The sequence below is a fragment of the Flavobacterium subsaxonicum WB 4.1-42 = DSM 21790 genome (assembly GCF_000422725.1).
GTDB classification, from domain to species: Bacteria; Bacteroidota; Bacteroidia; order Flavobacteriales; family Flavobacteriaceae; genus Flavobacterium; species Flavobacterium subsaxonicum.
On record NZ_AUGP01000004.1, the window covers coordinates 1 to 26,254 of the forward strand.

The 26,254-nt window shown below is 43.5% G+C and carries 22 protein-coding genes; 10 read left to right on the plus strand and 12 right to left on the minus strand.

The genetic code is table 11. The features are described from left to right. Window positions 1-296 precede the first annotated feature (296 nt). From G509_RS0101545 to G509_RS0101560, 4 genes are all read right to left on the minus strand, one after another. A complete protein-coding gene (locus G509_RS0101545) occupies window positions 297-1,967 on the minus strand; it encodes a sodium/sugar symporter (RefSeq protein ID WP_026989916.1) in 1,671 nt (556 codons plus the stop codon). Window positions 1,968-2,009: 42 nt separating this feature from the next. Continuing rightward, the gene (locus G509_RS0101550) at window positions 2,010-3,056 is read right to left on the minus strand and encodes a UDP-glucose--hexose-1-phosphate uridylyltransferase (RefSeq protein WP_026989917.1); all 1,047 of its coding nucleotides are present in this window, start codon (window positions 3,054-3,056) and stop codon (window positions 2,010-2,012) included. Between the two features lies 1 nt (window position 3,057). Further along, a complete protein-coding gene (gene galK, locus G509_RS0101555) occupies window positions 3,058-4,227 on the minus strand; it encodes a galactokinase (protein WP_026989918.1) in 1,170 nt (389 codons plus the stop codon). A gap of 205 nt (window positions 4,228-4,432) precedes the next feature. Next, complete coding sequence (locus G509_RS0101560; RefSeq protein WP_026989919.1) at window positions 4,433-5,491, minus strand: aldose epimerase family protein; 1,059 nt, start codon at window positions 5,489-5,491, stop codon at window positions 4,433-4,435. A 226-nt stretch (window positions 5,492-5,717) separates the two neighbouring features. Here G509_RS0101560 and G509_RS0101565 point away from each other — a divergent pair, with 226 nt between their 5' ends. Beyond that, entirely contained in the window at window positions 5,718-7,328 is a 1,611-nt protein-coding gene (locus tag G509_RS0101565) for a Na+/H+ antiporter (RefSeq protein WP_026989920.1), read from the plus strand. Between the two features lie 321 nt (window positions 7,329-7,649). Here the strand turns inward: G509_RS0101565 and G509_RS0101570 are convergent, their stop codons facing one another. From G509_RS0101570 to G509_RS0101585, 4 genes are all read right to left on the minus strand, one after another. Next, window positions 7,650-8,393, minus strand: coding sequence for an SDR family oxidoreductase (locus tag G509_RS0101570; RefSeq protein WP_026989921.1), 744 nt, complete (start codon window positions 8,391-8,393; stop codon window positions 7,650-7,652). Window positions 8,394-8,617: 224 nt separating this feature from the next. Continuing rightward, window positions 8,618-9,862, minus strand: coding sequence for a beta-ketoacyl-ACP synthase II (gene fabF, locus G509_RS0101575; RefSeq protein ID WP_026989922.1), 1,245 nt, complete (start codon window positions 9,860-9,862; stop codon window positions 8,618-8,620). Between the two features lie 2 nt (window positions 9,863-9,864). Continuing rightward, entirely contained in the window at window positions 9,865-10,299 is a 435-nt protein-coding gene (locus tag G509_RS0101580; RefSeq protein WP_026989923.1) for a PaaI family thioesterase, read from the minus strand. Between the two features lie 183 nt (window positions 10,300-10,482). Then, the gene (locus tag G509_RS0101585) at window positions 10,483-11,073 is read right to left on the minus strand and encodes a TetR/AcrR family transcriptional regulator (protein ID WP_026989924.1); all 591 of its coding nucleotides are present in this window, start codon (window positions 11,071-11,073) and stop codon (window positions 10,483-10,485) included. A 165-nt stretch (window positions 11,074-11,238) separates the two neighbouring features. On the opposite strand from G509_RS0101585, the gene G509_RS0101590 reads away from it, so the two are divergent. Further along, window positions 11,239-11,556 carry an HPF/RaiA family ribosome-associated protein gene (locus G509_RS0101590; protein ID WP_026989925.1) on the plus strand — a complete coding sequence of 106 codons (318 nt, stop codon included), beginning with the start codon at window positions 11,239-11,241 and terminating at the stop codon, window positions 11,554-11,556. A gap of 270 nt (window positions 11,557-11,826) precedes the next feature. Here G509_RS0101590 and G509_RS0101595 read toward each other — a convergent pair whose 3' ends face one another. Next, window positions 11,827-12,609: a DUF2490 domain-containing protein gene (locus tag G509_RS0101595; protein WP_026989926.1), complete on the minus strand. Its 783-nt coding sequence runs from the start codon at window positions 12,607-12,609 to the stop codon at window positions 11,827-11,829. A 342-nt stretch (window positions 12,610-12,951) separates the two neighbouring features. Between G509_RS0101595 and G509_RS0101600 the strand changes: the two genes are divergently transcribed. The 6 genes from G509_RS0101600 to G509_RS0101630 all read left to right on the plus strand — a co-directional run bounded on the left by G509_RS0101600 (window position 12,952) and on the right by G509_RS0101630 (window position 19,794). Beyond that, the gene (locus G509_RS0101600) at window positions 12,952-15,504 is read left to right on the plus strand and encodes an adenosylcobalamin-dependent ribonucleoside-diphosphate reductase (protein ID WP_026989927.1); all 2,553 of its coding nucleotides are present in this window, start codon (window positions 12,952-12,954) and stop codon (window positions 15,502-15,504) included. A gap of 201 nt (window positions 15,505-15,705) precedes the next feature. Further along, window positions 15,706-16,773 carry a mechanosensitive ion channel family protein gene (locus G509_RS21265; RefSeq protein ID WP_035738354.1) on the plus strand — a complete coding sequence of 356 codons (1,068 nt, stop codon included), beginning with the start codon at window positions 15,706-15,708 and terminating at the stop codon, window positions 16,771-16,773. Between the two features lie 9 nt (window positions 16,774-16,782). Then, window positions 16,783-17,538: an SDR family oxidoreductase gene (locus tag G509_RS0101615; RefSeq protein WP_026989929.1), complete on the plus strand. Its 756-nt coding sequence runs from the start codon at window positions 16,783-16,785 to the stop codon at window positions 17,536-17,538. 69 nt (window positions 17,539-17,607) lie between these two features. After that, on the plus strand, window positions 17,608-18,345 hold the full coding sequence (locus G509_RS0101620) for a porin family protein (RefSeq protein WP_051199887.1): 738 nt from the start codon (window positions 17,608-17,610) through the stop codon (window positions 18,343-18,345). A 5-nt stretch (window positions 18,346-18,350) separates the two neighbouring features. After that, window positions 18,351-18,911 carry a Crp/Fnr family transcriptional regulator gene (locus G509_RS0101625; protein WP_026989931.1) on the plus strand — a complete coding sequence of 187 codons (561 nt, stop codon included), beginning with the start codon at window positions 18,351-18,353 and terminating at the stop codon, window positions 18,909-18,911. A gap of 109 nt (window positions 18,912-19,020) precedes the next feature. After that, window positions 19,021-19,794, plus strand: a complete 774-nt coding sequence (locus G509_RS0101630; protein WP_242604891.1) for a type 1 glutamine amidotransferase domain-containing protein — start codon at window positions 19,021-19,023, stop codon at window positions 19,792-19,794. A 57-nt stretch (window positions 19,795-19,851) separates the two neighbouring features. Here the strand turns inward: G509_RS0101630 and G509_RS0101635 are convergent, their stop codons facing one another. Continuing rightward, the gene (locus tag G509_RS0101635; protein ID WP_026989933.1) at window positions 19,852-20,469 is read right to left on the minus strand and encodes a hypothetical protein; all 618 of its coding nucleotides are present in this window, start codon (window positions 20,467-20,469) and stop codon (window positions 19,852-19,854) included. A 4-nt stretch (window positions 20,470-20,473) separates the two neighbouring features. Continuing rightward, window positions 20,474-21,946 carry an RNA polymerase factor sigma-54 gene (gene rpoN, locus G509_RS0101640; protein ID WP_026989934.1) on the minus strand — a complete coding sequence of 491 codons (1,473 nt, stop codon included), beginning with the start codon at window positions 21,944-21,946 and terminating at the stop codon, window positions 20,474-20,476. Between the two features lie 197 nt (window positions 21,947-22,143). Between rpoN and G509_RS0101645 the strand changes: the two genes are divergently transcribed. Beyond that, a complete protein-coding gene (locus G509_RS0101645; protein WP_026989935.1) occupies window positions 22,144-23,721 on the plus strand; it encodes a helix-turn-helix domain-containing protein in 1,578 nt (525 codons plus the stop codon). Between the two features lie 122 nt (window positions 23,722-23,843). After that, a complete protein-coding gene (locus G509_RS0101650; RefSeq protein WP_161627160.1) occupies window positions 23,844-24,656 on the plus strand; it encodes a T9SS type A sorting domain-containing protein in 813 nt (270 codons plus the stop codon). 78 nt (window positions 24,657-24,734) lie between these two features. Here G509_RS0101650 and asnS read toward each other — a convergent pair whose 3' ends face one another. Beyond that, the gene (gene asnS / locus G509_RS0101655; protein ID WP_026989937.1) at window positions 24,735-26,183 is read right to left on the minus strand and encodes an asparagine--tRNA ligase; all 1,449 of its coding nucleotides are present in this window, start codon (window positions 26,181-26,183) and stop codon (window positions 24,735-24,737) included. Between the last annotated feature and the right edge of the window lie 71 nt (window positions 26,184-26,254).

Consider the following 26,254-nt stretch of genomic DNA (forward strand, 5'->3'; position numbering starts at 1 on the left):
TATTTCTGAGAGAAACGGCTCTCATTCTTTTTCACTTTAATTTATACAAATCTAATTTGATTTATTAGCACTGCAAACATAGGAGGAGAGGGGAGTAGCTTCACTCATATGTTTGATTAGGAATAAAAAGAAGAATATTGATTGTTGTTCTGTACCGGTTCCAGGTTCCCTTAGAGAGGGGTTGGGGTGAGGCCGCTGGGGGTTGATTAAGTCGCAAAATCTAAAACAAAAAAAACACGGCAACGTAATTGCCGTGTTTCTTAGTGTGTAAAAAAACATTTATAAAACTCCAAATCTTACCAGAAAACTGTGTAGAGCGCTGCAATAACGGCTATTACTATCAGCGAGCCTACCGTAAAAGACGGAGATACTTTAAACATAGACGAATCTACTTCCAGTCCATTGGTTTTAACACCTTTGCTGGTTTCTGATTTACTAATTATAAACATACCGGCAATACAAATTACAAATACAAATGCCATCCTGTCTAAGAAAGGTATTTCGTAAATGCCTGCTGCATTTGGCACGGCAAAGCCCCACTGGTATAAGAACGAAAGGTCTACATAAGCCGGCAGGAACTTAAAGAAGATGGAGAAAAGGAAACCGCCAATGGTTGCAAATAATGCTGCATTAGACGTTGCTTTTTTCCAGAAGAAACCAAGTATAAACATGGCAAAGATACCCGGGCTTACAAAGCCGGTGTATTCTTGTATAAACTCGAAACCACCTTTTTTGTCGATACCTAAAAACGGTGCTATCATAATGGCAACCACCATAGAGGCAACCACCGTTATTTTACCCACCTGTACCTGTTTTTTCTCGGTAGCCTCAGGGTTAATGTTTTTCTTGTAAATATCCAGCGTAAAGATGGTAGCAATACTGTTAGCCTTACCGGCTAACGACGCTACAATAGCTGCTGTAAGGGCTGCGAACGATAAACCTTTAAGTCCGCTTGGTAACAGGTTAAGCAGTACAGGATACGCCCTGTCCGGGTTTATAGAGCCGTCCTGTAGCATTTCTGTCTGAAAGCTACCGTGCTGATATAATACATAAGCTGCAATACCCGGTATAACCACGATAAGCGGCATTAATAATTTTAAGAATGAAGCGAATAGCAAACCACCACGGGCCGTTTTAAGGTCGGCACCAAGGGCACGCTGAGTAATGTACTGGTTACAGCCCCAATAGTTAAGGTTAACAATCATCATACCACCAATAAGTACCGATAGGCCCGGTAGTGCACTGTAGTTCTCGTTATCTTTTTCGAATATCATGTGGAAATGGTCCTGAGCCTGGGTTGTCATGATGCTAAAGCCATCAAGAATGCCATCGCCACCAAATTCTTTAGATACAAGGTTTACCGCAAGGTAGGTAGTTATAAGGCCCCCCAGGATAAGGAAAAACACCTGTATAACATCGGTAAAGCCAATAACCTTCATACCGCCAAGGGTAATCATGATAGAGAATATAGCAAGGAAACCAACACACAGGTTAAAGTCCAGGCCAGAGATACTGCTAATTGCCAATGCCCCTAAATACAATATAGAGGTAAGGTTTACAATAACATACAGCAATAGCCAGAACACGGCCATAATCATGGCTACAGTACCGTTATAACGCTGGTTAAGAAATTGCGGCATGGTAAATATCTTATTTTTAAGATATACCGGTATAAAAAATACGGCCACAACAATAAGGGTTAGGGCTGCCATCCACTCGTAAGTGGCAATAGCAAGGCCCAGCTTAAAGCCGCTGCCGCTCATGCCAATAAACTGCTCAGCACTAATGTTACTGGCAATTAAAGATGCTCCAATAGCCCACCATGTAAGTGAGCCCTCGGCTAAAAAGTAATCGTTGCTGCTTTCGCTTTCTTTCTTTTTGCGGTTGTATATCCATAATCCGTAGCCTACTATCAGAACGAAGTAAACCAGGAAAACGATATAGTCAGCAGTAGATAGTGCTTTCATAAAAGTTTGGGATTTGTGTTTGGGTTTGGTTTAAAAAATTATTTATTTCTGTTTGTAATGGGTTTCAGAAAGGTCGCGCAAAATGGCTGCGCTTTTTTCGGACGATACATCGCGTTGCGCTTCGGCCATCATTTCGTAGCCTACCATAAATTTCTTTACGCTTGCAGAGCGCAGTAATGGTGGGTAGAAATGCATGTGGAAATGCCATTCCGGGTGGTCTTGCCCATCGGTTGGGGTTTGGTGTATGCCCGATGAGTAAGGGAACGACGTTTCAAAAAGGTTATCGTACTTAACGGTAAGGCGTTTAAGGGCATCGGCAAAAGCCACGGTTTCTTCGGGCGTCATCTGGGTAATGTTGCCAAAATGCCTTTTGCTTACAATAAGAGTTTCATACGGCCATATAGCCCAAAAGGGTACCAGTACCACAAAGTGCTCGTTCTCTAAAACAACGCGCTCTTTGCGTTGCAGCTCTTCGGCAATATAGTCTGACAGTAAACTCCTGCCATTGGCCTCAAAGTATTTTTTAAGGTTGGCCTGTGTTTTTTCTACATTAGTGGGTAATGATGATTGCGACCATATTTGCCCGTGTGGGTGCGGGTTGCTGCAGCCCATAACGGCACCTTTATTCTCAAATATTTGTACGTGGTTTATAAAATCGCGGCTGCCCAGGTCTGTATACTGTTCTTTCCAGGCTTGTATTACTTTTTGTATGGCGCTAACTTCCATTTCAGGAATAGTAAGGTCGTGCCTTGGCGAAAAGCAAATTACGCGGTTTATGCCCCTTTCCGGCTTTAGCTGGAAAAGCGGACTTGTTTCTGCGGGAGCCTCGGCTTCGCCTTCTAACAAAGAGGGGAAATCGTTATCAAAAACATATACATCGGTATACGCATCGTTATGTACGCCATTAGAGCGCTCATTGCCGGCGCAAAGGTAGCAGGTAGTATCATAAGCAGGCAGGTTTAATGCCTGTGTGCTTTCTTTTTGCCCTTGCCAAGGCCTTTTTGCCCTGTGGGGAGATACCAGTATCCATTCGCCTAAAAGCGGGTTAAAACGCCTGTGCGGATGCTCGTTATTATCAAATGCCTCCATACTATGCTTTGTAAAGGGTAGTACCTTTAGCTATTTTTACTTTATAAGCTTTAAGGCTTATGTTATACTTTTCTTTGTACTCTTTGCTAACACGCTCTATTAGGCTGTTAACCGCATCTTTTTTAACAAGATTAATAGAGCAGCCGCCAAAGCCGCCACCCATCATGCGCGAGCCTATTACATTTTCGTCGTTTCTAACGGCATCTACCAAAAAGTCGATTTCTTCGCAGCTTACCTCATAGTTTTTAGAAAGGCCATCGTGGGTTTTAAACATTAAGTCGCCTAATTTAGTAAAATCTTTGGCTTGTAACGCAGCAACGGCATCTAATACACGCTGAATTTCGCGCACTACAAAAAGGCAGCGCCTAAATATAACATCGCCAAGCTCCTCTTTATAAGCTACAACCTGAGCTTCGCTAAGGTCTCTAAAGGTATTAACTTCGGGGTAATATTGTTTCAGTTGGGCAAGGCCTTTTTCTACCTCGTTCCTTCGGTCGTTATAGCCCGATGTTAAATGCGTGTGTTTTACTTTGCTGTCCAGCAGTAATAAAGCATACTCTTTAAAGTCGGCGTTGTGGTATTCGTACTCTAATGTGTTACAGTCTAATTTTATAACCTTGTTCTTTTTGCCGAAAACACTGGCAAACTGGTCCATTATACCGCAGTTAACACCTACAAAGGTATGCTCTGATTTTTGTCCGATAAGGGCAATGTCCTGTTTAGAAAGGCCCAAGCTAAAAATTTTATTAAGCGCATAGCCAAAACCGCACTCTACCGCTGCCGAAGACGATAAGCCCGCACCCATAGGCACCGTGCTGCTAAAGGCAATGTTAAAGCCCGTCATGGCAAAGCCCCTGTCTTTTAACTGCTGCAGTACCCCTAAAAAGAAGTTAACCCACATTAAATCAACAGGCTTTAGTTCATCGGTAAGGTCGAAAGAATAAAACTCATTAAGGTCTTTAGCAATAATGGTGCATTTAGTGTCTGCATTGGCCGATACTGCAAAGCACACATATTTGTTTATGGCAGCCGGCAGTACAAAACCATCGTTGTAGTCTACGTGCTCGCCAATAATATTGATACGCCCCGGCGAAAGAAAAATATGATCGGGCGCGTTTTTAAATTGTTCTGTAAAATAAGCAGTAACCTGCTCTACTAATTTCTTTTTCATTATTTAGTATATCCTTATAGTTGTAATCTCAGATAAGCAGTTTGCCCGGCAGTAGTGTGCAAAATCTTTAAATGTTTACCGGTAGAGGCATTGTATTAAACCCAAACTTAACCCAAAATTTCTTTTGGTAAACAGATTGAACCCTTTACCGGGCAACAGCTTATCAACCCAAATTTTTATTGTTGTGCAGCCGTGCTGCTATTATTTACGCCCCTGCCGTTGTAAAGGCAAAGGTGGTATTGTGCTTGTAAACCCCGCCCTTTTTTAAAACCGGACTGGGAAAGTGGGATTGGTTGGGCGCATCAGGATAGTTTTGAGTTTCAAAACAAATACCGCTCGTGGTACCGTATGCTGCGCCCTCCTTCCCGTGTATAGTATCAAAACAATTACCTCCTACATATATATGTACAGAGGGCTGATTGGTATAAACCGTAAGTGTAAGGCCATTATGCGGGCTGTGCAGTGTTGCTGCCGCCTGGCCGTTATTATCTAAAACAAAAGAATTATCTATAATCGCAGGGCATGCCTTTGGTGTTGTAAAATCAAATTCGCTGCCCTTAACCTCTAAAAACGCTCCTGTAGGGATGCCGCCCGGGGTAACCTCCAGCATTTGCGCCGAATTTACATACAGCTGCTGGCCAGAAACCGTTTGCGTGTGCCCATCTAAATTAAAGTAGGCATGTTGGGTAAGGTTAATAACCGTATCGGCAGTAGAGGTGGCATTGTAAGCAACAGCCAGTTCGTTATTTTCGGTAAGGGTGTAGGTAACTTCAATAGTAAGCTCGCCGGGGAATTGCTCATCGCCATCGGGACTTGTATAGGTAAATGTAATAGCAGGGTTTTCGCCGCCCTGTAGTTGTTTCATTTGCCAGTATACACGGCTAAAGTTTATTTTACCGCCATGCAGGGTATTAGGGCCGTGGTTGGCGTTAAGTTTGTACTCGTTACCGTTTAGGGTAAAGGCCGCATTGTTTATTCTGCCTGCATACCTGCCTACAATAGCACCTAAATAGGGTGGCGATGGCAGGCTGAACGAATCGATATAACTATTAATATCGTCAAAGCCTAAGACAACATCAGTCTTTACATTATTTGCCTTTGGCACTTTTAAAGATGTAATGGTGGCACCGTAGTTTATAACGCTAACTTCCATACCGTTGCTGTTTGCCAGGGTGTAGCTGTGTACCTCCTTGCCATTTGGCAGGATGCCGAATAATTTCGTAACACAATTAGCGGTATTATATGAAATGTTATTTTTTTCCATTACTTTTTTATCAATAAAGCATCAAAAGTAAAAATTAAAATCAATTGACCATACCAGTGCCTACCAGTTTGTATAAATTAGCCACCAGTTTTGCTATAACGTTTGAAAAAACGCCTATAAACTCAGAAAAAACTTTCAGGAATTGATAAAATATACAACAAAATTTATGCAGTTGGGAGCAACCATTGTTTTTTATATTTTTATGCCGTAACCAAAACCACCTATTTTGCACAACACCCTCCTTATAATATTAGGCCTGCTGTTTATAGTAATGATGCTCGTGCTCCTGGCGCAGCGCATAAAAGTAGCTTACCCCATATTTTTAGTAGTTGCCGGGCTTGGCATAAGCTTTATACCGGGTATACCCAAAATTGGGCTTGATCCTGATGTTATTTTCTTGTTGTTTCTGCCGCCCCTATTATATGAAGCCGCCTGGTATACATCGTTTAAAGATTTCTGGAAATGGAAACGCCCCATTGCCCTGCTGGCCTTTGGGTTAGTATTTTTTACATCGGTAATTGTGGCGTACACATCGTCGGCATTAATACCGGGCTGCACCTTGGCATTAGGCTTTTTGCTGGGAGGTATTATATCGCCGCCCGATGCGGTTGCTGCCGGCACGGTTATGAAGGGGCTCGACACGCCCAAGCGCGCCGTTACCATACTGGAGGGCGAGAGCCTTGTTAACGATGCATCATCGCTTATCGTGTTCCGGTTTGCGCTGGCTGCCGTGCTTACCGGCACGTTCAGCTTTCAGGTAGCTGTGGGTCAGTTCTTTCTGGCTGCCGGCATGGGCGTGGTGGTTGGCTTGGCGGTAGCCCACGTAATTTATGCTATACACCGTTTTTTGCCTACCACCCCGGCAATGGATGCAGCACTAACATTAATGACGCCCTATATTATTTTTCTGGTGGCAGAAGAATTTCACTTCTCGGGTGTAATAGCCGTGGTTACGGGCGGCTTGTTTATGTCGTTCCGCGCCCACGAAATATTTACCACTGGCGATACTAACATTACTATGACAAGCGTTTGGACCACCATTATTTTTGTTATGAATGCCCTTGTTTTTGTATTGATAGGGCTGGAGCTGCCTAACATTATTGCCGCTATGGATGGGCACTATTCTATTATGGAGGGTATTACATACGGACTAATAATTAGTGGTATTACCATTGCGCTGCGATTTATATGGGTGTACCCGTCTACCCACATACCAAGGTGGCTTAGTAAAAAGATTAGGCAGGAAGCCAACCCCGGCTGGAAAGGCCCCCTGCTTGTAAGCTGGGCGGGTATGCGCGGTGTGGTGTCGTTAGCTACGGCGCTGTCTATCCCGGTGCTGATGGATGACGGATCGGCTTTTCCGCTACGCAGCCTCATTATCTTTATAACCTTTGTAGTGATATTTATAACGCTGGTAGTGCAGGGCTTAACGCTGCCGCTGATAATAAAACTGATCAGGTTTAAAGAACTGGATGAAGAGCTGCCACCCGAACAGCAGCAGGCTGCCATCAGGCTGCGTTTAAGCAGGGTTGCCCTGCAAAGATTACAGGATAACTACGCCACTGAGGTGGAGGATAACGGGCTGCTCGCCTTTTTTAAACGCGACCTTGAAGAGGGCATACAAATTACTCGCGAAAAACTGGACGCCTTGGAATGCGACCCCGCCGAACGTGACGATATTAAGCAGTATGCCACCGTGCTTAGGGATATTTACCACGTGCAGCGCAAGGAGCTTTTTAAACTGCGCAGCGACCAAATGTTTAGCGATGAAGAAATTAGGCGTACCGCCATGCAATTAAGCCTTGATGAGCTAAAGGTAAGCGGACACGAGCATTGATGTTTTATTATTTTGGGAGGCTACACAAAGTATTTGTAATGAAAACTATTGAATCTCTGGAAGTAATTTGACACGAATTTTTCCAATTAAAATTCGTGTCTGACTTCGCGAATCTTTGTACCCTTATTGTGAATCTTTTGCGTAGTAACTAATTGAGAAATAAACTTTAGTTAAAGTACCATCAGCCAACTGCCTTATTACCTTAGCTTTAAGATTGTAAACAGCACATCAATGGCGCCTTCAACTAAGAAGAACTTTTTTGATGCCTTTTCAAAGCCATCAGGATTACTCCCAATGGCTTAGTATGCTTTATTATAGCACTTATCCCCTGCTGTTCATAGCAGCAAATGCAGCGGCAGGATCTGATTTAGAAAGCTCGTAGATTAGGGCAGTATTGCCTGTGTGTATTTGGTAAGTATCTGATGCAAAAGCAGCTAAAAGGTCATCAGCCAGTACCGATGGTGCTATACCATTTTCGCCACCAATATCTTTAGAAAAACTGGTGTTTACCAACGGCGGCATTAACTCAAACACCTTAACCTGAGTATCTTCCAGTAAAAGGCGCAGCGACTGGCTGTACGAATGCAATGCCGCTTTACTGGCCGAATAGGTGGGTATACCGGCATTAGGCACAAACGCCGCGATTGAGCTAACATTTACTACGGCAGCCTCGGGTTGTTGTTTTAACAACGGCAGTAATTTTTCGGTTAAACGAATAACCGACAGGTAGTTAACCAGCATTTCGTGTTCGGCTTTAGCAAAAGCATCGGCATTTTCATCTAATTTGTAATAGTAGGCCTGACCTGCGTTGTTTATCAACACATTAAGATTAGGGAATTCGGCTGTTAGCCTTGCAACCAGTGCGGTAACATCTTCGGGCTTAGATACATCAAATGCAATGGCAGTTACCTTATTACCCAATTGTGCGGCGGCTTCGTTAAGGCGGTTCTGATCGCGGCCGGTTATTATAACGTGGTTGCCTTCGGCTATAAATCGTTCGGCTAAAGCTAAGCCAATACCGGCACTACCGCCGGTAATTAGCACTGTATTATCTGTTGTTTTCATTATTGATTATTTTGAATTTATATTATTACTATCATTTTTGCCACAAAGGCACAAGGGGGCTTTTCACTAAGTCCGCAAGGCTAACTGCCTTTGGCAGAGTGACACAAAGCTTTGTGCACATCAGTTTGTAAAACAACCTGGCCTCCTTGTGTATCTATGTATTTTAGCTTTGTGTACACCGTGCTAACTTTGTGACGCGTAGCGCTTGTGGTTAAAATTTTAAATTAAACCTTCTTAAAAATAGTACTCGCCGTATGCCCGCCAAAGCCAAAGGTGTTGTTTAGCACGTAGTTAATCTCGGTTTTTTGGGCTTTGCCTAAAACAAGGTTAAGTCCTTGTGGTACAGCAGGATCAATGTTTATGGTGTTAATGGTAGGAGGGATAATACCATGCCTGATGGCCATAATACTGATGATGCTTTCAACCGCTCCGGCAGCACCCAGCAGGTGGCCCGTCATGCTTTTGGTAGCGCCAATGGGCGTGTTAAGTCCTTTAAAAACAGTACTAATAGCGGTTAATTCACTTATGTCGCCCTGACCTGTAGAGGTGGCGTGCGCGTTGATGTAGCTTATCTTATCGGGCGTAATATTGGCATCGGCCAATGCCTTTTGCATACCTAAATTGGCACCAAGCCCATCGGGTGGTGTACCTGTAAGATGATAGGCATCGGCAGCCATGCCACCGCCCACAATCTCGGCGTAAATAGTTGCGCCACGGGCAATTGCATAATCCCAGTCTTCTAAAATCAGCGCTCCGGCACCCTCTCCGGCTACAAAACCATCGCGGTCAACGTCGAAAGGCCGCGAAGCCCCCTGTGGGTCATTGTTACGTTTAGATAGTGCATGCGATGCATTAAAACCACCTATAGATGAGGGTGTTAACGCCGCCTCGCTACCGCCTGCTATCATTATTTTTGCTTTACCAAGGCGGATGGTATCAAACGCTGCAATAATGGCGGTATTAGATGATGCGCAGGCCGATACCGTAGCATAATTGGGTCCGTGCAGTCCGTAACGTATTGATAGTACGCCGGCTGCAATATCCACTATCATTTTTGGAATGAAGAATGGGTTAAAGCGTGGCGTGCCATCTCCGGTGTGAAATTCGCGCAGTTGCTCCTCAAACGTGCCAATGCCCCCGTTACCCGATGCCCAGATAACGCCAATATCAAACCGCTCGTGCTGAGGCATTTCGGCAAAGTTTAACCCTGAGTCTTTAACCGCTTCTTCAGTCGCGGCAATGGCATATTGTGTAAACAGGTCGTACTTGCGTACCTCTTTTTTCTCTATGTAATCTTCTGCATTAAAGCCTTTTACCTCGCAGGCAAAGTTGGTTTTAAACTTAGAAGCATCAAATTTTGTTATAGGCCCGGCACCGCTTTTGCCTGCCACTATATTGGCCCAAAATTCGGCTACATTGTTGCCTAACGGCGTTATAGCGCCAAGGCCGGTTATTGCTACTCTTTTCATAATCAATTAATTGGTGTTTTAATCATGTTGGTATACCCTTTGGCTATAAGGCGGGTACGGTCGTGGTTCCAGACCTCGCACTGGGCGTTTACAATTTGCTTACCCTTCTTAATTACAGCGGTTTGCGCTATAATTACATCGCCTTCTTTAGCCGAAGCAAAGTAATCTATGGCCAGGTTGATGGTTACGTGAAAAAACGGCTCGCCATAGGCAATCAGCGTAGCACCAATGGCATCGTCTATTATGGCGGCGGTTACGCCTCCGTGCAGGGTGCCGAAAGGGTTGGTCATTTCTTTACGGATGGTGTGCTGAAATGCCAGGCTACCTTCTTGTACAGAAAGCACAATTGGGCGTAAAAAGTTCATAAATGGAGATGGAGATTGCACTACCCCTTTACCTATAAACTGCCTTAAAAATGCTGCTTCTTTTGTGTCCATACTGTCTATTTTATACCGATCGGTATATTTTTAATTACAAAAATCCTTTATATTTCATAATATACCAATCGGTATATTTTATGTCAAAAAAAATCTATTTTATACTTTTAGTTTCGCTTTAAATTAGCCAAAAAATACCTGCATTATAAAATATACCAATCGGTATATTTTTAGGTAAATTTTTTAAGGGGTAATTTCCTTAAGCATTTTTAAACCCTGTTTTACGGCGGCGTTTAAACCGTCGTTTTTACCGGTAACTTTTGCCAGCATAACGCCACCTTCTATAAGGGCAATATAGGCGCCGGCAAATTCCTTTGCATCTACTCCCAACCTTATCTGTCCGCTATCCTGTCCGGCATTAATAATTCCGCCAATGGTCTTATACCAATTGTCTATAGCATTAGCTGCTTTACGGCGCAGGGCATCGTGGGTATCGTCGGCCTCAATGGCGGTATTTAAAATTGGGCAGCCGTATTGCAGGCTCGTAACGTGTTGAAGATCTGAAAACACATCTAAAAACACCCTAAGCTTATCTATTGGGTGCTCTTTGTCTTCCATTTTACGCTTTACAGCAGATGATAAGGTTCCATAATTATAGTCGAACGCCGCAAGGGCCACCTCGTCTTTATTGCCAAAGTTACCGTATATACTGCCTTTAGTCAGGCCGGTAGCCTCTGTAATATCGTTTAAAGATGTGCCTGCATACCCTTTTTTGTTAAAAATGGGTGCGGTGGTTTCTATAATAAACTGCCTTGTTTTTTCTGCTTTGCTCATAATCTCAATTTCACACTACAAAATTATACCAATCGGTATATTTTTCCAAATTATTTCATCGTTTATATTTATCAGTGCATAGATAAATCCTAATCTTATGCTAATGTGCGTGTTTTGCCTCTTTAAAAATGCTAAATTTGAGTATAGACTTTAAATTAAAATTATATGCAAATTACCATAAACACAGACAACCACATAGAGGGTAACGACCGCAGAGAGAGCTATTATACCGAGGTATTAAAAGAGAAGCTAAAACGCTTTGATGATAAGATTACCGGACTGGAAATTCACCTTACCGATGAAAATGCGTCCGACAAAACAACTGTTGCCGATATAAGGTGCCTTATCGAGGCCCGCATTAACGGACTTGCACCTCAGGCAGTTACCAACCATGCCGATACAGTAGAAAAGGCCATTGCCGGAGCTACCGATAAATTAAAAAAACTGCTGGAGCATACTTTTGATAAGATGCGCACGCACTAAGATACTTACCCGCACACAACTTAGAAACCTTTAGCCATACGGCTGAAGGTTTTTTTGTTTAATAGCCCCAACCTTGTGTTCCTCCATCTTTAGATGGCTGTCTTAGCGGGCTTTGTGTTTAGCGAATCAGTATAGCTTCGTGTCTTTGTGGTTAAAATTAAAGCTTTACGTGTTGTTTGTAGTTGAAATTTCTTAATTCCGTTGCGCTTTATTCGGAATCGAATACGCTGCGCTTCCATTTTATTCGCAGGAGGAATCTCAAACCACACCTTAAAAAGGGCTTTCTAAAATAATATCCAGTGCCAGGTAATTAGCATCTTTAATATGGTGGCCGTGGCCTCCCATAAGGTCGTTCATGTAGCCAATATCAAAGGTTACAGGTATAGCATCGGGCGAATAGCAGTAGTACAGGCAAAAGCGGCTTTCTTTATAGGCAAAGTCGCCCCAGCCGGCATCAGCGTCGTTGCTTATAGAAAATAAGGCTTCGGCGCTGCCCATCAGGCTGTTCTCTTTATCGGTATCTAACGGAAACAACACCTGTGTTTTAAACCTTGAACGCAACTGGAAACCGCCGGGCACATCATCAAAATCGGGGGTAAAAAACTTCCTGAGTTCCTGTCTATAAGTGGTTGTCCATTTAGCCGAAGACCCAATAGGAGTAGCATACGCAAGCCTTCCGTAGAGGCGAAACTCCTGCTGTATGGCAGGCGTTTCCAATTCATAAGGCGCCTCGCTTTCATACTGGTTCTGCCTCCTGTAGCTCAGGGCATAGTTGTATTGCCAATGGGTATTCATCTTGTGGTAAAACTCCTGGTTAAATACCAGTATCGACTGCTTTTTAAAGGGGTTGGCATCGCCCTCGGGGTCGCTTATCCTGCCAAGGCCCAGGTAAGTTACAAAGCTGTTCTTGGCATCCAGTTTTTGGCGTATACCCACGGCGCTCCAAAAAGCGGTGCTGGTAGTGCCCAGCCCGGGCGGACTAATTTGCGCCGATGCGGTACTTATAAATAGTAGTGTGATTATTGCCGGTAGTATACATTTGATATTTTGCATAGTAAGTGTTATTTTGATGCAAGTTGCAATGCGAAACTGGAAACAATTAGGATTAACCTGTTTTTAACAAACCATTGGTTGGGGGCGAGGTGTGTTATGATAGATACCTAACACACAGCCGCTTTAACGATCTCTTTTAGATACAAATAAATTTATATTTACAGATATAAAAATTTACATATTTGTAAACTTTTAACTGTTCATAAATTTTTATATAATTGTTTTTCAGTATTTTATGATGCTAAATTTGTAAACTTTGTGAGCTGTAATTTTTTTAGGATTTATTTTAGTTGTAAATTTACATCTCGTTACAAATACAATTCCCAACTCAATTATATCATTATGAGTACATCTCTAACCATAAAAAACGCAGCCACTTACACCCAGGAAGAAGCTGTAAACGCCTCTTTAGAATACTTTAAAGGCGACAGCCTTGCCGCTACCGTCTGGGTAAATAAGTACGCGCTTAAAGACAGTGCCGGCAATATTTACGAGCGCACGCCCAACGATATGCACCGCCGTATTGCCATCGAAATTGCACGTGTAGAATCTAAGTACGCCAACCCGCTTACTGAAGAAGTAATTTTCGACCTGATAAAAGACTTTAAATATCTTGTGCCGCAGGGCAGCCCTATGACGGGTATTGGCAACCCGTTCCAGATAGCATCGTTATCCAACTGTTTTGTAATTGGCAACGATAATTCTGACTCGTACGGTGGCATCATGAAAACCGATCAGGAGCAGGTACAACTCATGAAACGCCGCGGTGGCGTGGGGCACGACCTGAGCCACATTCGCCCTAAAGGCTCGCCGGTAAAAAACTCGGCGTTAACCTCTACAGGCCTGGTGCCGTTTATGGAGCGTTTTTCTAACTCAACGCGAGAGGTGGCCCAGGATGGCCGCCGTGGTGCGCTGATGCTTTCGGTATCTATAAACCACCCCGACGCTACCGATTTTATAGATGCCAAGATGGAGCAGGGCAAGGTTACTGGCGCCAACGTATCGGTACGTATAGACGATGCCTTTATGAAATCCGTACAGGCCGGTACCACTTACACCCAAAAATACCCCATATTTAGCGATACCCCTTTATATACTAAAGAGATCGATGCCCAGGCGTTGTGGGGCAAGATCATCCACAATGCATGGAAATCGGCAGAGCCGGGCATCCTGTTCTGGGATACCATTATTAAAGAATCATTGCCGGATTGCTATGCTGATTTGGGTTACAAAACACTGTCTACCAACCCGTGTGGCGAAATTCCGCTTTGTGCGTACGATAGTTGCAGGCTATTGGCCATTAACTTACTGTCGTATGTAGATAAGCCGTTTACCGCCGAAGCATCGTTTAACTACCCGCTATTTAAGCAGCATGTTGCCGCCGCCCAAAGGATAATGGACGATATTATTGACCTTGAACTCGAAAAAATCGACACCATACTTGCTAAAATTGATGCCGACCCGGAGGGTGAGGAAATTAAACTGGTAGAGAAAAACCTTTGGCTAAACATCCGCACCAAAGCCCGCGATGGCCGCCGTACCGGTATTGGCATTACTGCCGAAGGTGATATGCTGGCTGCCCTTGGCTTGCGCTATGGCAGCGATGAAGGTGTGGCATTCTCAGAAGAAATTCATAAAATACTTGCCGTTGAGGCGTATAGGGGTTCGGTTAACCTGGCTAAAGAGCGTGGTGCTTTTACAATTTATGATAGCGAACGCGAAAAAAATAACCCGTTTGTGCTGCGCATTAAAGAGGCCGATAGCCAGCTGTATTATGAAATGCAGGAGCATGGCCGCCGTAATATTGCATTGCTTACCATTGCCCCAACAGGCACCACCAGCCTTATGACGCAGACTACCAGCGGTATTGAGCCGGTTTTTCTTCCGGTATATAAACGCAGGCGTAAAGTTAACCCTAACGATAAAGATGTTCGCGTAGATTTTATTGACGAGGTGGGCGACAGCTGGGAAGAGTACGTGGTTTTTCACCACCGTTTTAAAGAGTGGATGGAAGTAAACGGCTTCGAAATTACCAAAAACTACAGCCAGGAAGAACTGGATGCCCTTGTAGAGAAATCGCCGTATTATAAAGCTACCAGTAACGATGTCGACTGGCTTAGCAAAGTGCGCATGCAGGGCAGGATACAAAAATGGGTAGACCACTCTATATCGGTTACGGTAAATGTACCTAACGAAACCCCCGAAGACGTGGTGGCTAAATTATATATGGAGGCCTGGGAGGCCGGTTGCAAAGGTGTAACCGTATATAGGGATGGGTCGCGCTCCGGGGTGCTTATTTCTAATTCTGAAAAGAAAGAAGAAAAAACCGGCGGTCTGCCAAGCATTTTCCCTACCAAGCGCCCACAGGTTTTACAGGCCGATGTGGTTCGTTTCCAGAATAGTAAAGACAAATGGATTGCCTTTATTGGCTTGATAGACGGGCGCCCGTACGAGATATTTACGGGTCTTGTGGATGATGAGGATGGTATCCTTATTCCGCGTTGGGTAACCGAGGGGCTTATTATAAAAAATAAGAACGATGATGGTACCACCCGTTACGATTTTCAGTACAAAAATATGCGTGGCTACAAGACTACCATAGAGGGACTGTCGCATAAATTTAACCCGGAGTACTGGAACTATGCCAAGCTAATTTCGGGCACGCTGCGCCACGGCATGCACATAGAAAAGGCGGTAGACCTTATCAACAGCCTTCAGTTGGACAGCGAGAGCATCAATACCTGGAAAAACGGTGTGGCCCGCGCCCTTAAGCGTTATATTGTAGACGGTACCGAGGCACACGGCCAAAAATGCAGCAATTGCAACTCCACCAACCTTATTTACCAGGAGGGTTGCCTTACATGCAACGATTGCGGATCGTCTAAATGCGGATAATCTTGCCAAAAATGTTAATGATATCTATAATCCGTTCTCTTTCGAGAACGGATTTTTTAATTTTAGGGGATTATGGCTTTTTCTAATTCCAAAATCTACAATGTAGCAAAGACCTTGCAGGTTAGCAGTACCGGAACCGGCCTCATTTCCTGCAAGGTTTTTAAAACCTTGTAGATATAATTTTTTTAATCTTACAGCACTATGACCCAAATACACAGCAACAGCGGCTTTTTACAATTTTTAGTGTTTGGCGCGCTTGGGCTGGTGCTAACCTTTAGCATTGTTTTTTTTATACTAAAGCGGGTAGGTAAAGATCCTAAAAACCTGCTGCCGGTCAACTTTGCTAACCGTATAAAATTCCCACTGCTACTTATAATCATTGCCCTGGTGCTGCGTATAGGCCTGGTTAACGATGTGTTTTTAGAGCAATACATAAAAATTATAGGGCATGTGTGCACACTGGTGCTCATTTTTGCCGCAACGTGGAGCTGCATTGTGCTGCTGCGGGCATTTAAATCGGGGCTAATGCGCAAGTACGATATTACCGCCGACGATAACCTGCATGCCCGCCGTGTGTTTACGCAGTTTACCATATTAGAGCGGGTAATCATCTTTTTGCTGGTGGTGTTTGCCATAGGCATTGCCCTTATGAGTTTTGATAACATCCGCGCCATAGGCATCAGCTTTTTAACATCGGCAGGTATTGCGGGAATTATACTGGGGTTCTCGGCACAAAAAATGCTGGCAACGCTGGTGGCGGGTATCCAGATAGCCATAACGCAGCCCATACGTTTAGACGATGTTGTTATTGTAGAGGGCGAGTGGGGCTGGATAGAAGAAATTACACTAACTTACGTAGTGGTACGCATTTGGGATAAGCGCCGCATGGTGCTGCCTACCACTTATTTTATAGAAAAGCCGTTCCAGAACTGGACACGAACCACATCTGAAATTTTGGGTACCGTTTTTATCTACACTGATTTTATGATGCCGGTAGATAGCCTTCGTGAAGAGCTAACAAGGCTATTAAATACAACCCCACTTTGGGATGGCAAAGTAAACGTACTACAGGTTACCGGTGCCACCGAAACAGGTATGGAGATCCGGGCGCTTATGAGCAGTAAAAATTCGCCCACCTCGTGGGATCTGCGGGTGTTTATCCGCGAAAAGCTTATTTATTATATTCAGCAGCATTATCCGGAGAGCCTTCCTCGAACGCGTATCGAAATGAAGTCGGCCGCAACAGCAACTACGCCATCCACACTTTAAACAATCACTATGGAAAATTTGAATGACTATCTTCCGCAAAGCATATCGGGCAAAAGAGTACTGGTTACAGGTGGTAGTACAGGCATAGGCCGTGCCATTGTGGTGCTGTTGGCATCGTTAGGTGCCGATGTGCTTTTTTTAGGCAATAAAGCGCAATATTTAAACGATGCCCTGGCCGATGCCAGCAGAACTGCCAAAGGCAAAGTGTTCGGCTTTGTAGCCGATGTATCTCAGGAGTCGGAAATTGAGCGTATTTTTAAAGAAGTAGATGATAAACTGGGCACGCTGGATATTTTAATAAATAACGCCGCAACCGGTGCCGGCAACGTTACCGATGGTGTGTATGCCGACTGGCAGTACGTGTTAGATACCAATCTGCTAAGTTACCTGGCCTGTTGTGCCGGGGCAATTGAACGTATGGCCAAAAGGCAGGAGGGGCACATTGTAAACATAGGCTCTATGAGTGCCGAAATACGCGAGGCTACCGGCTCTATTTATGTGGCCACCAAGGCGGGCATACAGGCGTATAGCGAGGCTTTGCGCAAGGAGGTTAACAAGCAGGGTATAAAGGTTACTTTGGTGGAACCCGGCGCGGTTGATACCGATATGCAGCAAAAGCCAACCGCCGAAAAGCTGCTAAAAGTAGAAAATTTAGAAATGCTAAAGGCCGATGATATTGCCGTGGCGGTGCTCTATGCCCTTAGCCAGCCCAAACGCTGCGATGTGGTAGAAATTAAGGTACGGCCACACCTTCAGCTAATATAAGTTTGGCATCATATAAAAATTAACCATTACTATAAAAGTCTTAGTAAACTTTTGCATCTTTGTAGGTATATGAATTCAGGTAACTTTATGCAGCGCATTTATCTTTTGTTGTTCTGTTTAAGCGGCTTTGTGTCGTTTGCACAGGTTATGCAAACCGTAGAAAAAGATACGATAGAATTAGACAGCGTGCCTGCCGTGGCCGACCCTAAATACCGCGAAGACCAATTTTATGCCTCGGTAGCTTATGCGCTTATGCAGGGCAACCCCGATGGTTATAAGCAATACTCGTTCTCAACCTCGTTAAGTACCGGTTTTTTGCGGGATATGCCCCTAAACAAACGCCGCAACCACTCTATTGCCCTTGGTTTTGGTTATACCTACAACAATATAAAACACAACCTTGCCGTAACCGAGAAAGGTGGGGTAAACAGCTATAATGTTATCGATAAAGACCAGTATAAACTCAATAAGCTGGTGCTGCATTATTTAGATGTGCCATTAGAATTCAGGTGGCGAAATTCAGACTCCATCAGCCATAAATTCTGGAGGGTGTACCTGGGTGTTAAAGCAAGTTATATGTTTTATAACAAAGCCCAACTGGAACCCGAAGAGGGCGGCGGAACGGTTAAAATACGCAAAGACCCCAATATTAATAAGTTTGTGTACAGCACGTATATTTCGGCAGGGTGGAATACCTGGAACTTTTATGTGTCTTACGGTACCCCAATTTACGATACAGCCATGATAGATGGTAAGAGGTTAAAAATGAGTCCCGTTAAGCTTGGGCTTATATTTTATATCCTGTAGCCCTTATGCTTACTACCTTAAAGCAGCATATAGAGCAGCTTGTACCGCTAACCGATGCCGAGTTTGCGCAAATTGCCTCATTTTTTACCGAGAAGAAATTTAAAAAACACCAATTCCTTATCCAGGAAGGCGAAGCAGCTCCCTACGAATTTTTTGTGGTTAAGGGCCTTGTTAAAGCCTATCATACAGATACCGATGGCAAAACCCACATACTGCAATTTGGCCAGGAACAATGGTGGATAACCGATTATCAGGCCTTTTACAGCGGCGCTACGGCAACCCTTGCCATAGATTGTATAGAAGATACCCACGTTTTGTGCATTACCCGCGCTAACCGCGAATTGCTGTGTGCCAACCAACGTAAAATGGAGCAGTTTTACCTTAAAAAGTCGAGCTTTGGCTACATGGCGCTGCAACGCCGCATACTATCGTTACTTACCACCAATGCTAAAGAGCGGTATGAGCAATTGCTGCTGCAATATCCGGGGCTGATTAACCGCGTTCCTAAAACGCTTATTGCTGCTTACCTTGGTCTATCGCGCGAAACGCTCAGCAGGCTTTCCTAAGCTTTCGCCGCAGGTGTGATGCACATCACAGTAAAATCGTGATGTACGTCCTTCGTTATATTTGGCTTTACGCCGAACTTTGTACCTGTAATTATAACCTAAATTATTTATGATGCATAAAATAACAAAGGCAATGGCTGTTATAGTACTGTTTGCTGTTGCTGTACAGGGATATTCTCAAACCGTAAAAAAAGAAGTTAAGATGAAAAAGAAAATATTATTTGTGGTTACCAGCCACGATACAAAAGGCAGTACCGGCGAGCCTACCGGGTTTTATTTGGGCGAGGTTGCACACCCGTGGGAGGTGTTGCACAATGCTGGCTATGAGATAGATTTTGTTAGCCCTAAAGGAGGCAAAGCACCTGTTGATGGCTTCGATCTGACCGATAAAGTTAATAAAGAGTTTTGGGAAAATGCCGAATACCACAACAAGATTGAGCATACCCTTACACCAGCCCAGGTTAACGTAAACGATTATGCTGCTATATACTATGCAGGCGGGCATGGCGCCATGTGGGACTTTGCCCATAATACAGCCCTTGCCAAACTTGCTGCTACAATATATGATAATGGCGGTATTGTGGGTGCTGTTTGCCACGGCCCTGCGGGACTGGTTAATATTAAACTGGCTAACGGTGAGTATTTGGTAGGCGGTAAAAAGGTAAATGCCTTTACCAACGAAGAAGAAACTGCGGTTAAACTGGAAAAAGTTGTACCGTTTTTGCTGGAAGATAAACTTATTGAACGTGGTGCTAAATTCGAAAAATCGGGTATGTGGCAGGTGCATGTAACTACCGATGGCAGGCTGGTAACAGGCCAGAATCCGCAATCGGCAAAAGGCGTAGGCGAGGCTATTTTAGCGTTGCTTAAAAAAGCGAAGTAAATTATTAGTGAAGATAGTTAAGGGGCGGGGAATGTAAATTCTCTGCCCTTTTTTGTTTTATGCCGATGGCAGCAGCCAGATGTACCACAGCCCTACCTGCGGCAAAATGCCCAGCAGTGCACCCAACGCCAGTTCGCTTAAAGAATGGGCTTTTAATTGCAGCCTGGACGAGGCTACAAAACCACAGCTCAGTATAAAAAAGGCAATTACATACACAAAGCGTATGTGGTAGTAAGCCGATATGCTAATTATAAACATGGTTAAGGTGGTAACACCCATCATGTGCAGGCTGGCTTTATGCCCAAAAAGTACCAGGGCAAGTGCCAGTACGGTACTTATCATCAATCCAAGAAAATAGTAGTATAATTCCGGAATGGTTACCGCCGCAAAGCTGTGCTTTACAAGCATAAGCAGCAGCAGCGAGTAAAATGCCAGTGGCAGCCTGCGCTCTTTTTTATCCAGCAGCATTTTAGATTTTATACGCCCTAACGACTGTAATAAATAAAACAACGATATGGGCAACAGCACCGTAAGTATAAGCACCTGTATAAAAACAAGGTAAATCTCGTTATTATGAAAGTACTTACCTGCTATAAAAAAGTAAAACAACGTAGCATATACGGGTATAAACAACGGGTGGAACAGGTAAGAAAACCAGCTTATAAACTTTTGCATGCGTTTATATTTTCTTTCTCATACGTGCTACAGGTATGTCTAACTGTTCGCGGTATTTGGCAATGGTACGGCGGGCTATAGGGTAGCCACGCTCTTTAAGTATATCGGCCAGTTTATCATCCGGCAGGGGTTTTCTTTTGTCTTCTTCAGAGATAACGGTTTCCAGTATTTTCTTAATTTCGATGGTAGAAACATCCTCGCCCTGGTCGTTTTTCATGGCTTCGCTAAAAAACTCCTTAATAAGCTTGGTGCCATAAGGGGTTTCTACATATTTGCTGTTGGCCACACGCGACACGGTAGAAATATCCAGCCCCACCATGTCGGCAATATCTTTAAGGATCATTGGACGAAGCTTGCCTTCATCGCCATCTAAAAAAAACTCTTCCTGATAGTGCATAATGGCATTCATGGTAACAAAAAGCGTTTCCTGGCGCTGGCGTATAGCGTCTATAAACCATTTGGCGCTGTCCAGTTTTTGCTTTATAAACTGCACGGCATCTTTTTGCTGGGATGATTTATCGCGGCTGTCTTTATAGCTTTGCAGCATTTCCTGGTAGTCTTTGCTAACATGCAGCTCTGGCGCGTTACGCCCGTTAAGCGAAAGTTCCAGCTCGCCATCTACAATTTTAATGGCAAAATCAGGTACCACATGCTCTACCGCTTTAGATGACGTACTGTCGTAGCTTCCGCCCGGTTTAGGGTTAAGCCTTTCAATTTCGTCAATAGCGGCGCGCAACTGGTCTTGCGAAATATCATATTTTTGAAGTAGCTTGTCGTAATGTTTTTTGGTAAAGGCATCAAACTGGGTTTCCAATATGCTAATGGCCAGTTCTATGGGGGCAGTAGGGGTTTTATGCTTTAGCTGAAGCAGCAGGCATTCCTGCAAATCGCTTGCGCCCACGCCGCTTGGCTCCAATTGGTGAATAATGTGCATAATATGCTCCACCATTTTCTCGTCGGTATACACGCCCTGTGTAAAAGCAAGGTCGTCTACTATATCCGGTATACTACGGCGAATGTAGCCCATATCGTCTATACTGCCCACGAGGAATTCGGCAATTTCGCGCTCATCGTCGTTTAGTATAAAAGTGTTAAGCTGGTCTATAAGGCTTTGGTGAAAGCTAACCGGGGCAGCAAAAGGCATGCTGCGGTCTTCGTCATCATCACTGTAATTGTTGGCCTGTAGTTTATAATCGGGGGTTTCGTCGTCGCTAAGGTATTCGTCTATATTAATCTCGTCGGCTTCAATCCTGTCGTTATCATAATCATCATAATCGTCAAATTCATCGGTAGTATCAAATTCATCCTTTTCATATTCCGGTTCGTCCGTTCCGGTTTCCAGGGCGGGGTTTTCTACCATCTCTTCTTTAAGGCGCTGCTCAAAAGCCTGCGTAGGCAGTTGTATCAGCTTCATCAACTGGATTTGCTGTGGCGATAATTTTTGCGATAACTTTAATTGTAAATTCTGCTTAAGCATATAAAACGGGACTATTTTGTACAGTATAAAAGTACAAAAAGCAGGCATAATTATTGATGCTTTTTAGATAAAATTATAAATGGCGTTAAGCAGAGTTGCCGATTTTGCTGATTGTGCGCGGCATAACATAAGTTATCTGTAATTGCTTAACTTAGCACATACTTAAAAACAGGTTATAATTTTACAAATACGGCTGCTTGAATACTTTTATTACATACTTTTTTTTGTTGGCCCTCTTGCCTGTCTATGCTCAAAGCCCAACGCAAAAAAAGCTGGATAGCCTGGAGCAGGTACTGCTGACTGTAAATAAAAACGACACCAAAAAAATAGTAAGCATTGGCGAATATCTTATAGCCAATACTGAATCTGACGAAAAGAAGTTTTACCTGTTGGGGATAATAATCTCGTCGTATGCTACTAACAACGATAAAAAGAAATCGATAGAATACCTTTTCAGGGCCAAGAAAATAGCCGAAGATATTGGCGATGTTGAGCTTACTACCAAGGTATACGCTACTTTGGCTAGCCTGTATGCATCGCTTAAGCTAAATGATAAAGCCATGCTGTATTTAAAAGAAGCCTGGCAGCAAACCGAAAAGCTACCTGCGGGTAACGAAAAAAGCAATATTCGTGCTTTTTTGTATAACGAACAGGGCAATTTTTACTATAATAACGAACAGTACAAACAGGCAAACACCAACTACAGGCAGTCTATTGCTGAGTTTAAAAAAGCATTGCCATCGGGCGGTGGGGCTAACACCCCGTTTTATTACAAGTCATTACTACACAATTACGGCAAATCGTTCCTGCAGTTAAACGAGCCCGATTCTTCTACGGCATATCTAAACAAAGCCCTTACGCTTAAAGATACGTTGTACCCCAATTTAAAGTATCATATTTATATTAGCCTTTCGGAGGCGTATGCCCACGCCGGCCACTACCAGCGGTCTATAGACACGCTACAGGTAGTGCTAAATGATAAAGGTTTTGATATACCCGAGCTACAATCAGCGGCTTATTTAAACCTGTCGCGCAACTATAAAGCATTGGGCGATATTACCAATTATGCGCTTTATAACGAAAAGTACCTTGCCCTTAGCCCGTATGTAAAAAATGAAGACCTGGCCGCCATAAGTACTGTGTTTAATGCCGAACAGGGCGAAGCTATTGCGTCGGCTTCAGCATCTAAGCAAGATAGTTATTTGCTTATGCTGTGCCTGCTATTGGTTGTTGGAGCGGGGTCTGTTACGGTATATGTTATCTACAGGAAGAAAAAGAAAGAAAAGGCTATTTACACGTCGATTATAAAGAATCTGGAAAGCAAACTCACTCTCCCAATAGCTGAAGTAATTACGGAAGAAGAAGAGGGAGAAACCCCGCAGGTTTCTATACCGCTACCGGTTGAGCAGGAGATTTTAAGTAAGCTGAGGCAGTTTGAAAATTCGGTAAAATTTACCAACCCTAAGCTTACTATTGCAACGCTGGCAGTACAGTTTAAAACCAATACTACCTATCTGTCTGAAATTATAAACCGCGAAAAAGGCAAGAATTTTAATGCCTACATCAACGAGCTTCGCATTAATTACATTTGTAATAAAATCTACACCAATCCGGAATATCTCAATTATAAAATAAGCTACCTGGCCGAATCCTGCGGCTTTAATTCGCACAGTGCCTTTGCTACTGTCTTTAAAAATGTGACGGGAATTTCGCCGTCGGCATTTTTAAAACAGGCTTTAAAAAACAATGCCAATACATTGGTTGAATTTAATTAAAAAGCTGATTTATAGTTATATAAGGCGGTTTTTAGGCTTTATAAATGGCTGATTTTACAAGCCTGTTGCTTTGCTCTTACTGTTTGTACTGTTACTTTTACAACTATACAAAAATTAAGACCATGAAAAAAACTACCTTGTTACTTACAGGTTTGCTGTTATCAGTTAAACTATTTGCGCAGGTTACTCCGTACACCACTGCAGCATCTTTACAAAACGATTTTACTGGCACTATAGTTACCGAAGACTTTACCGGTGGTCTAAGCGAACCTTTTATTTGCGGAAACGTAGTTAGCAGCGCAGGCAACGATTGCTTTGAGGCAGGCGTGCTTGTTGCCGGGTTCGAATTATCGGCCACTAACGATGGGCCTATTGTTTTTTTACCGGAAGGTTTTTTACCGTCGGAAAACGAAACACCGAGATTGGGCGCCAATGCCGGCCTTGAAGTTACAGTACTTACTTTTACGGCCGATAATGTATTTGCCGTAGGCCATTCGTTACACGTTGATAACAGCGGCGATTTTAACTATACGGTGTACGATAAAAATGATGCCGTTATTTATGATGAAGACCTTGCATTCTCTGGTTTTTACGGAATTATTTCTAACACACCTATTGGCAGGATAGAAATTAAATCTTTAGCTGATGCAGGAGAATTAATAGGCGATTTAATAATGGGCACCAATACCCTTAGTGTAAATAGCAATAAGGCCAACCAGTTTACCTACTATCCAAACCCGGTTAACGATGTGCTTACCGTACAGTCGGCTACGGCAATAACATCTTTAAAGGTGGTAAACATGCTGGGCCAGGTAGTGGCTCAAAACAATGCAAGCACTACTATAAGCCTTAGCGCTGTAAATACAGGAAGCTACTTTGTACAGGCCACTTTTGAGAATGGCGCTACCGAAGCTTTCAGGGTTGTTAAGAAATAACTATCTTATCTTATAAAACAAAAAAGGCATTACAATGTAAATTGTAATGCCTTTTTTGATATGTAGTGAACCCTGTTTTTAAAACTCTGCGTTTTGCGGAGTTCTTGGAAAAGGAATAACGTCTCTAATATTACCCATACCGGTTACAAACAATACAAGGCGCTCAAAGCCAAGGCCAAAGCCACTGTGTACTGCGGTGCCAAAACGGCGGGTATCAAGGTACCACCAAAGTTCTTTTTCGTCGATACCAAGGTCGGCAATTTTTTGCTGAAGCACCTCAAGGCGCTCCTCACGCTGCGATCCGCCCACAATCTCGCCAATACCCGGGAAAAGGATATCCATTGCCCTTACGGTTTGCCTGTCTTGTGGCGCATCATCATTAAGCCTCATGTAGAACGCTTTAATTTTTGCAGGGTAATCAAACAAAATTACCGGGCATTTAAAGTGTTTCTCTACTAAAAAGCGTTCGTGCTCACTCTGTAAATCAGCACCCCACTCTTCAATAATATAGTTAAATTTCTTGTTCTTATTAGGCTTAGAGTTTTTAAGAATCTCAATAGCCTCGGTATAGCTAACACGCTTAAAGTTGTTCTCTAAAACAAAGTTCAGTTTTGCCAAAAGGCTCATTTCACTACGCTCTGCCATTGGCTTTGTTTTCTCCTCGTCAGTCAAACGCTGGTCTAAGAATTTAAGGTCGTCTTCGCAACGCTCTAAAGCATATTTAATAACGTACTGAATAAAATCTTCGGCAAGGTCCATGTTGGCATCCAGGTCGTTAAAAGCAACCTCCGGCTCTACCATCCAGAACTCGGCAAGGTGGCGGCTTGTGTTACTGTTCTCGGCACGGAAAGTTGGACCAAACGTATATACCTGGCCCAAAGCCATAGCATAGGTTTCGGCTTCAAGCTGGCCCGATACGGTTAGGTTGGTTTCCTTACCAAAAAAGTCTTGTTTATAATCTACAGCACCTTCTTCGTTCTTGGGGGCATCGTTTATTGGCAATGAAGTTACATGAAACATCTCGCCCGCGCCCTCGGCATCGCTACCGGTAATAATTGGCGTGTTTACATACACAAAGCCTTTTTCCTGAAAGTACTGGTGGATGGCAAAAGATAGTACCGAACGTACCCTCATAATGGCACCAAAAGCATTGGTACGCACACGCAGGTGGGCATTTTCACGCAAAAACTCAAGGCTTGGCTTGTTTTTTAGCTGTATAGGATATTTTTCGGCATCGCTGTCGCCCAGTATTTCAAGGTGTTTTACCTGTATTTCGTGCTTTTGGCCTGCGCCCTGGCTTTCTGTAAGGTTGCCCTTTACCAAAACGGCTGCACTTGTGGTTAGGCGTTTAAGGGTATCGGCAGATGTGTTTTCAAAATCTATTACTGCCTGTATATTATGAATTACAGACCCGTCGTTAATGGCTAAAAACTGATTGTTCCTAAAAGTTCTTACCCATCCTTTTACAATTACATCATCAATCGGCTTCGTGCTGTTTAGCAGGTCTTTAATTTTTGTGTGCTTCATTTTTAAAAAAGATTAATCTTTGTTTGTCTACAATAATTGCATAATATATATGTACTGGCCATGCAAATGCC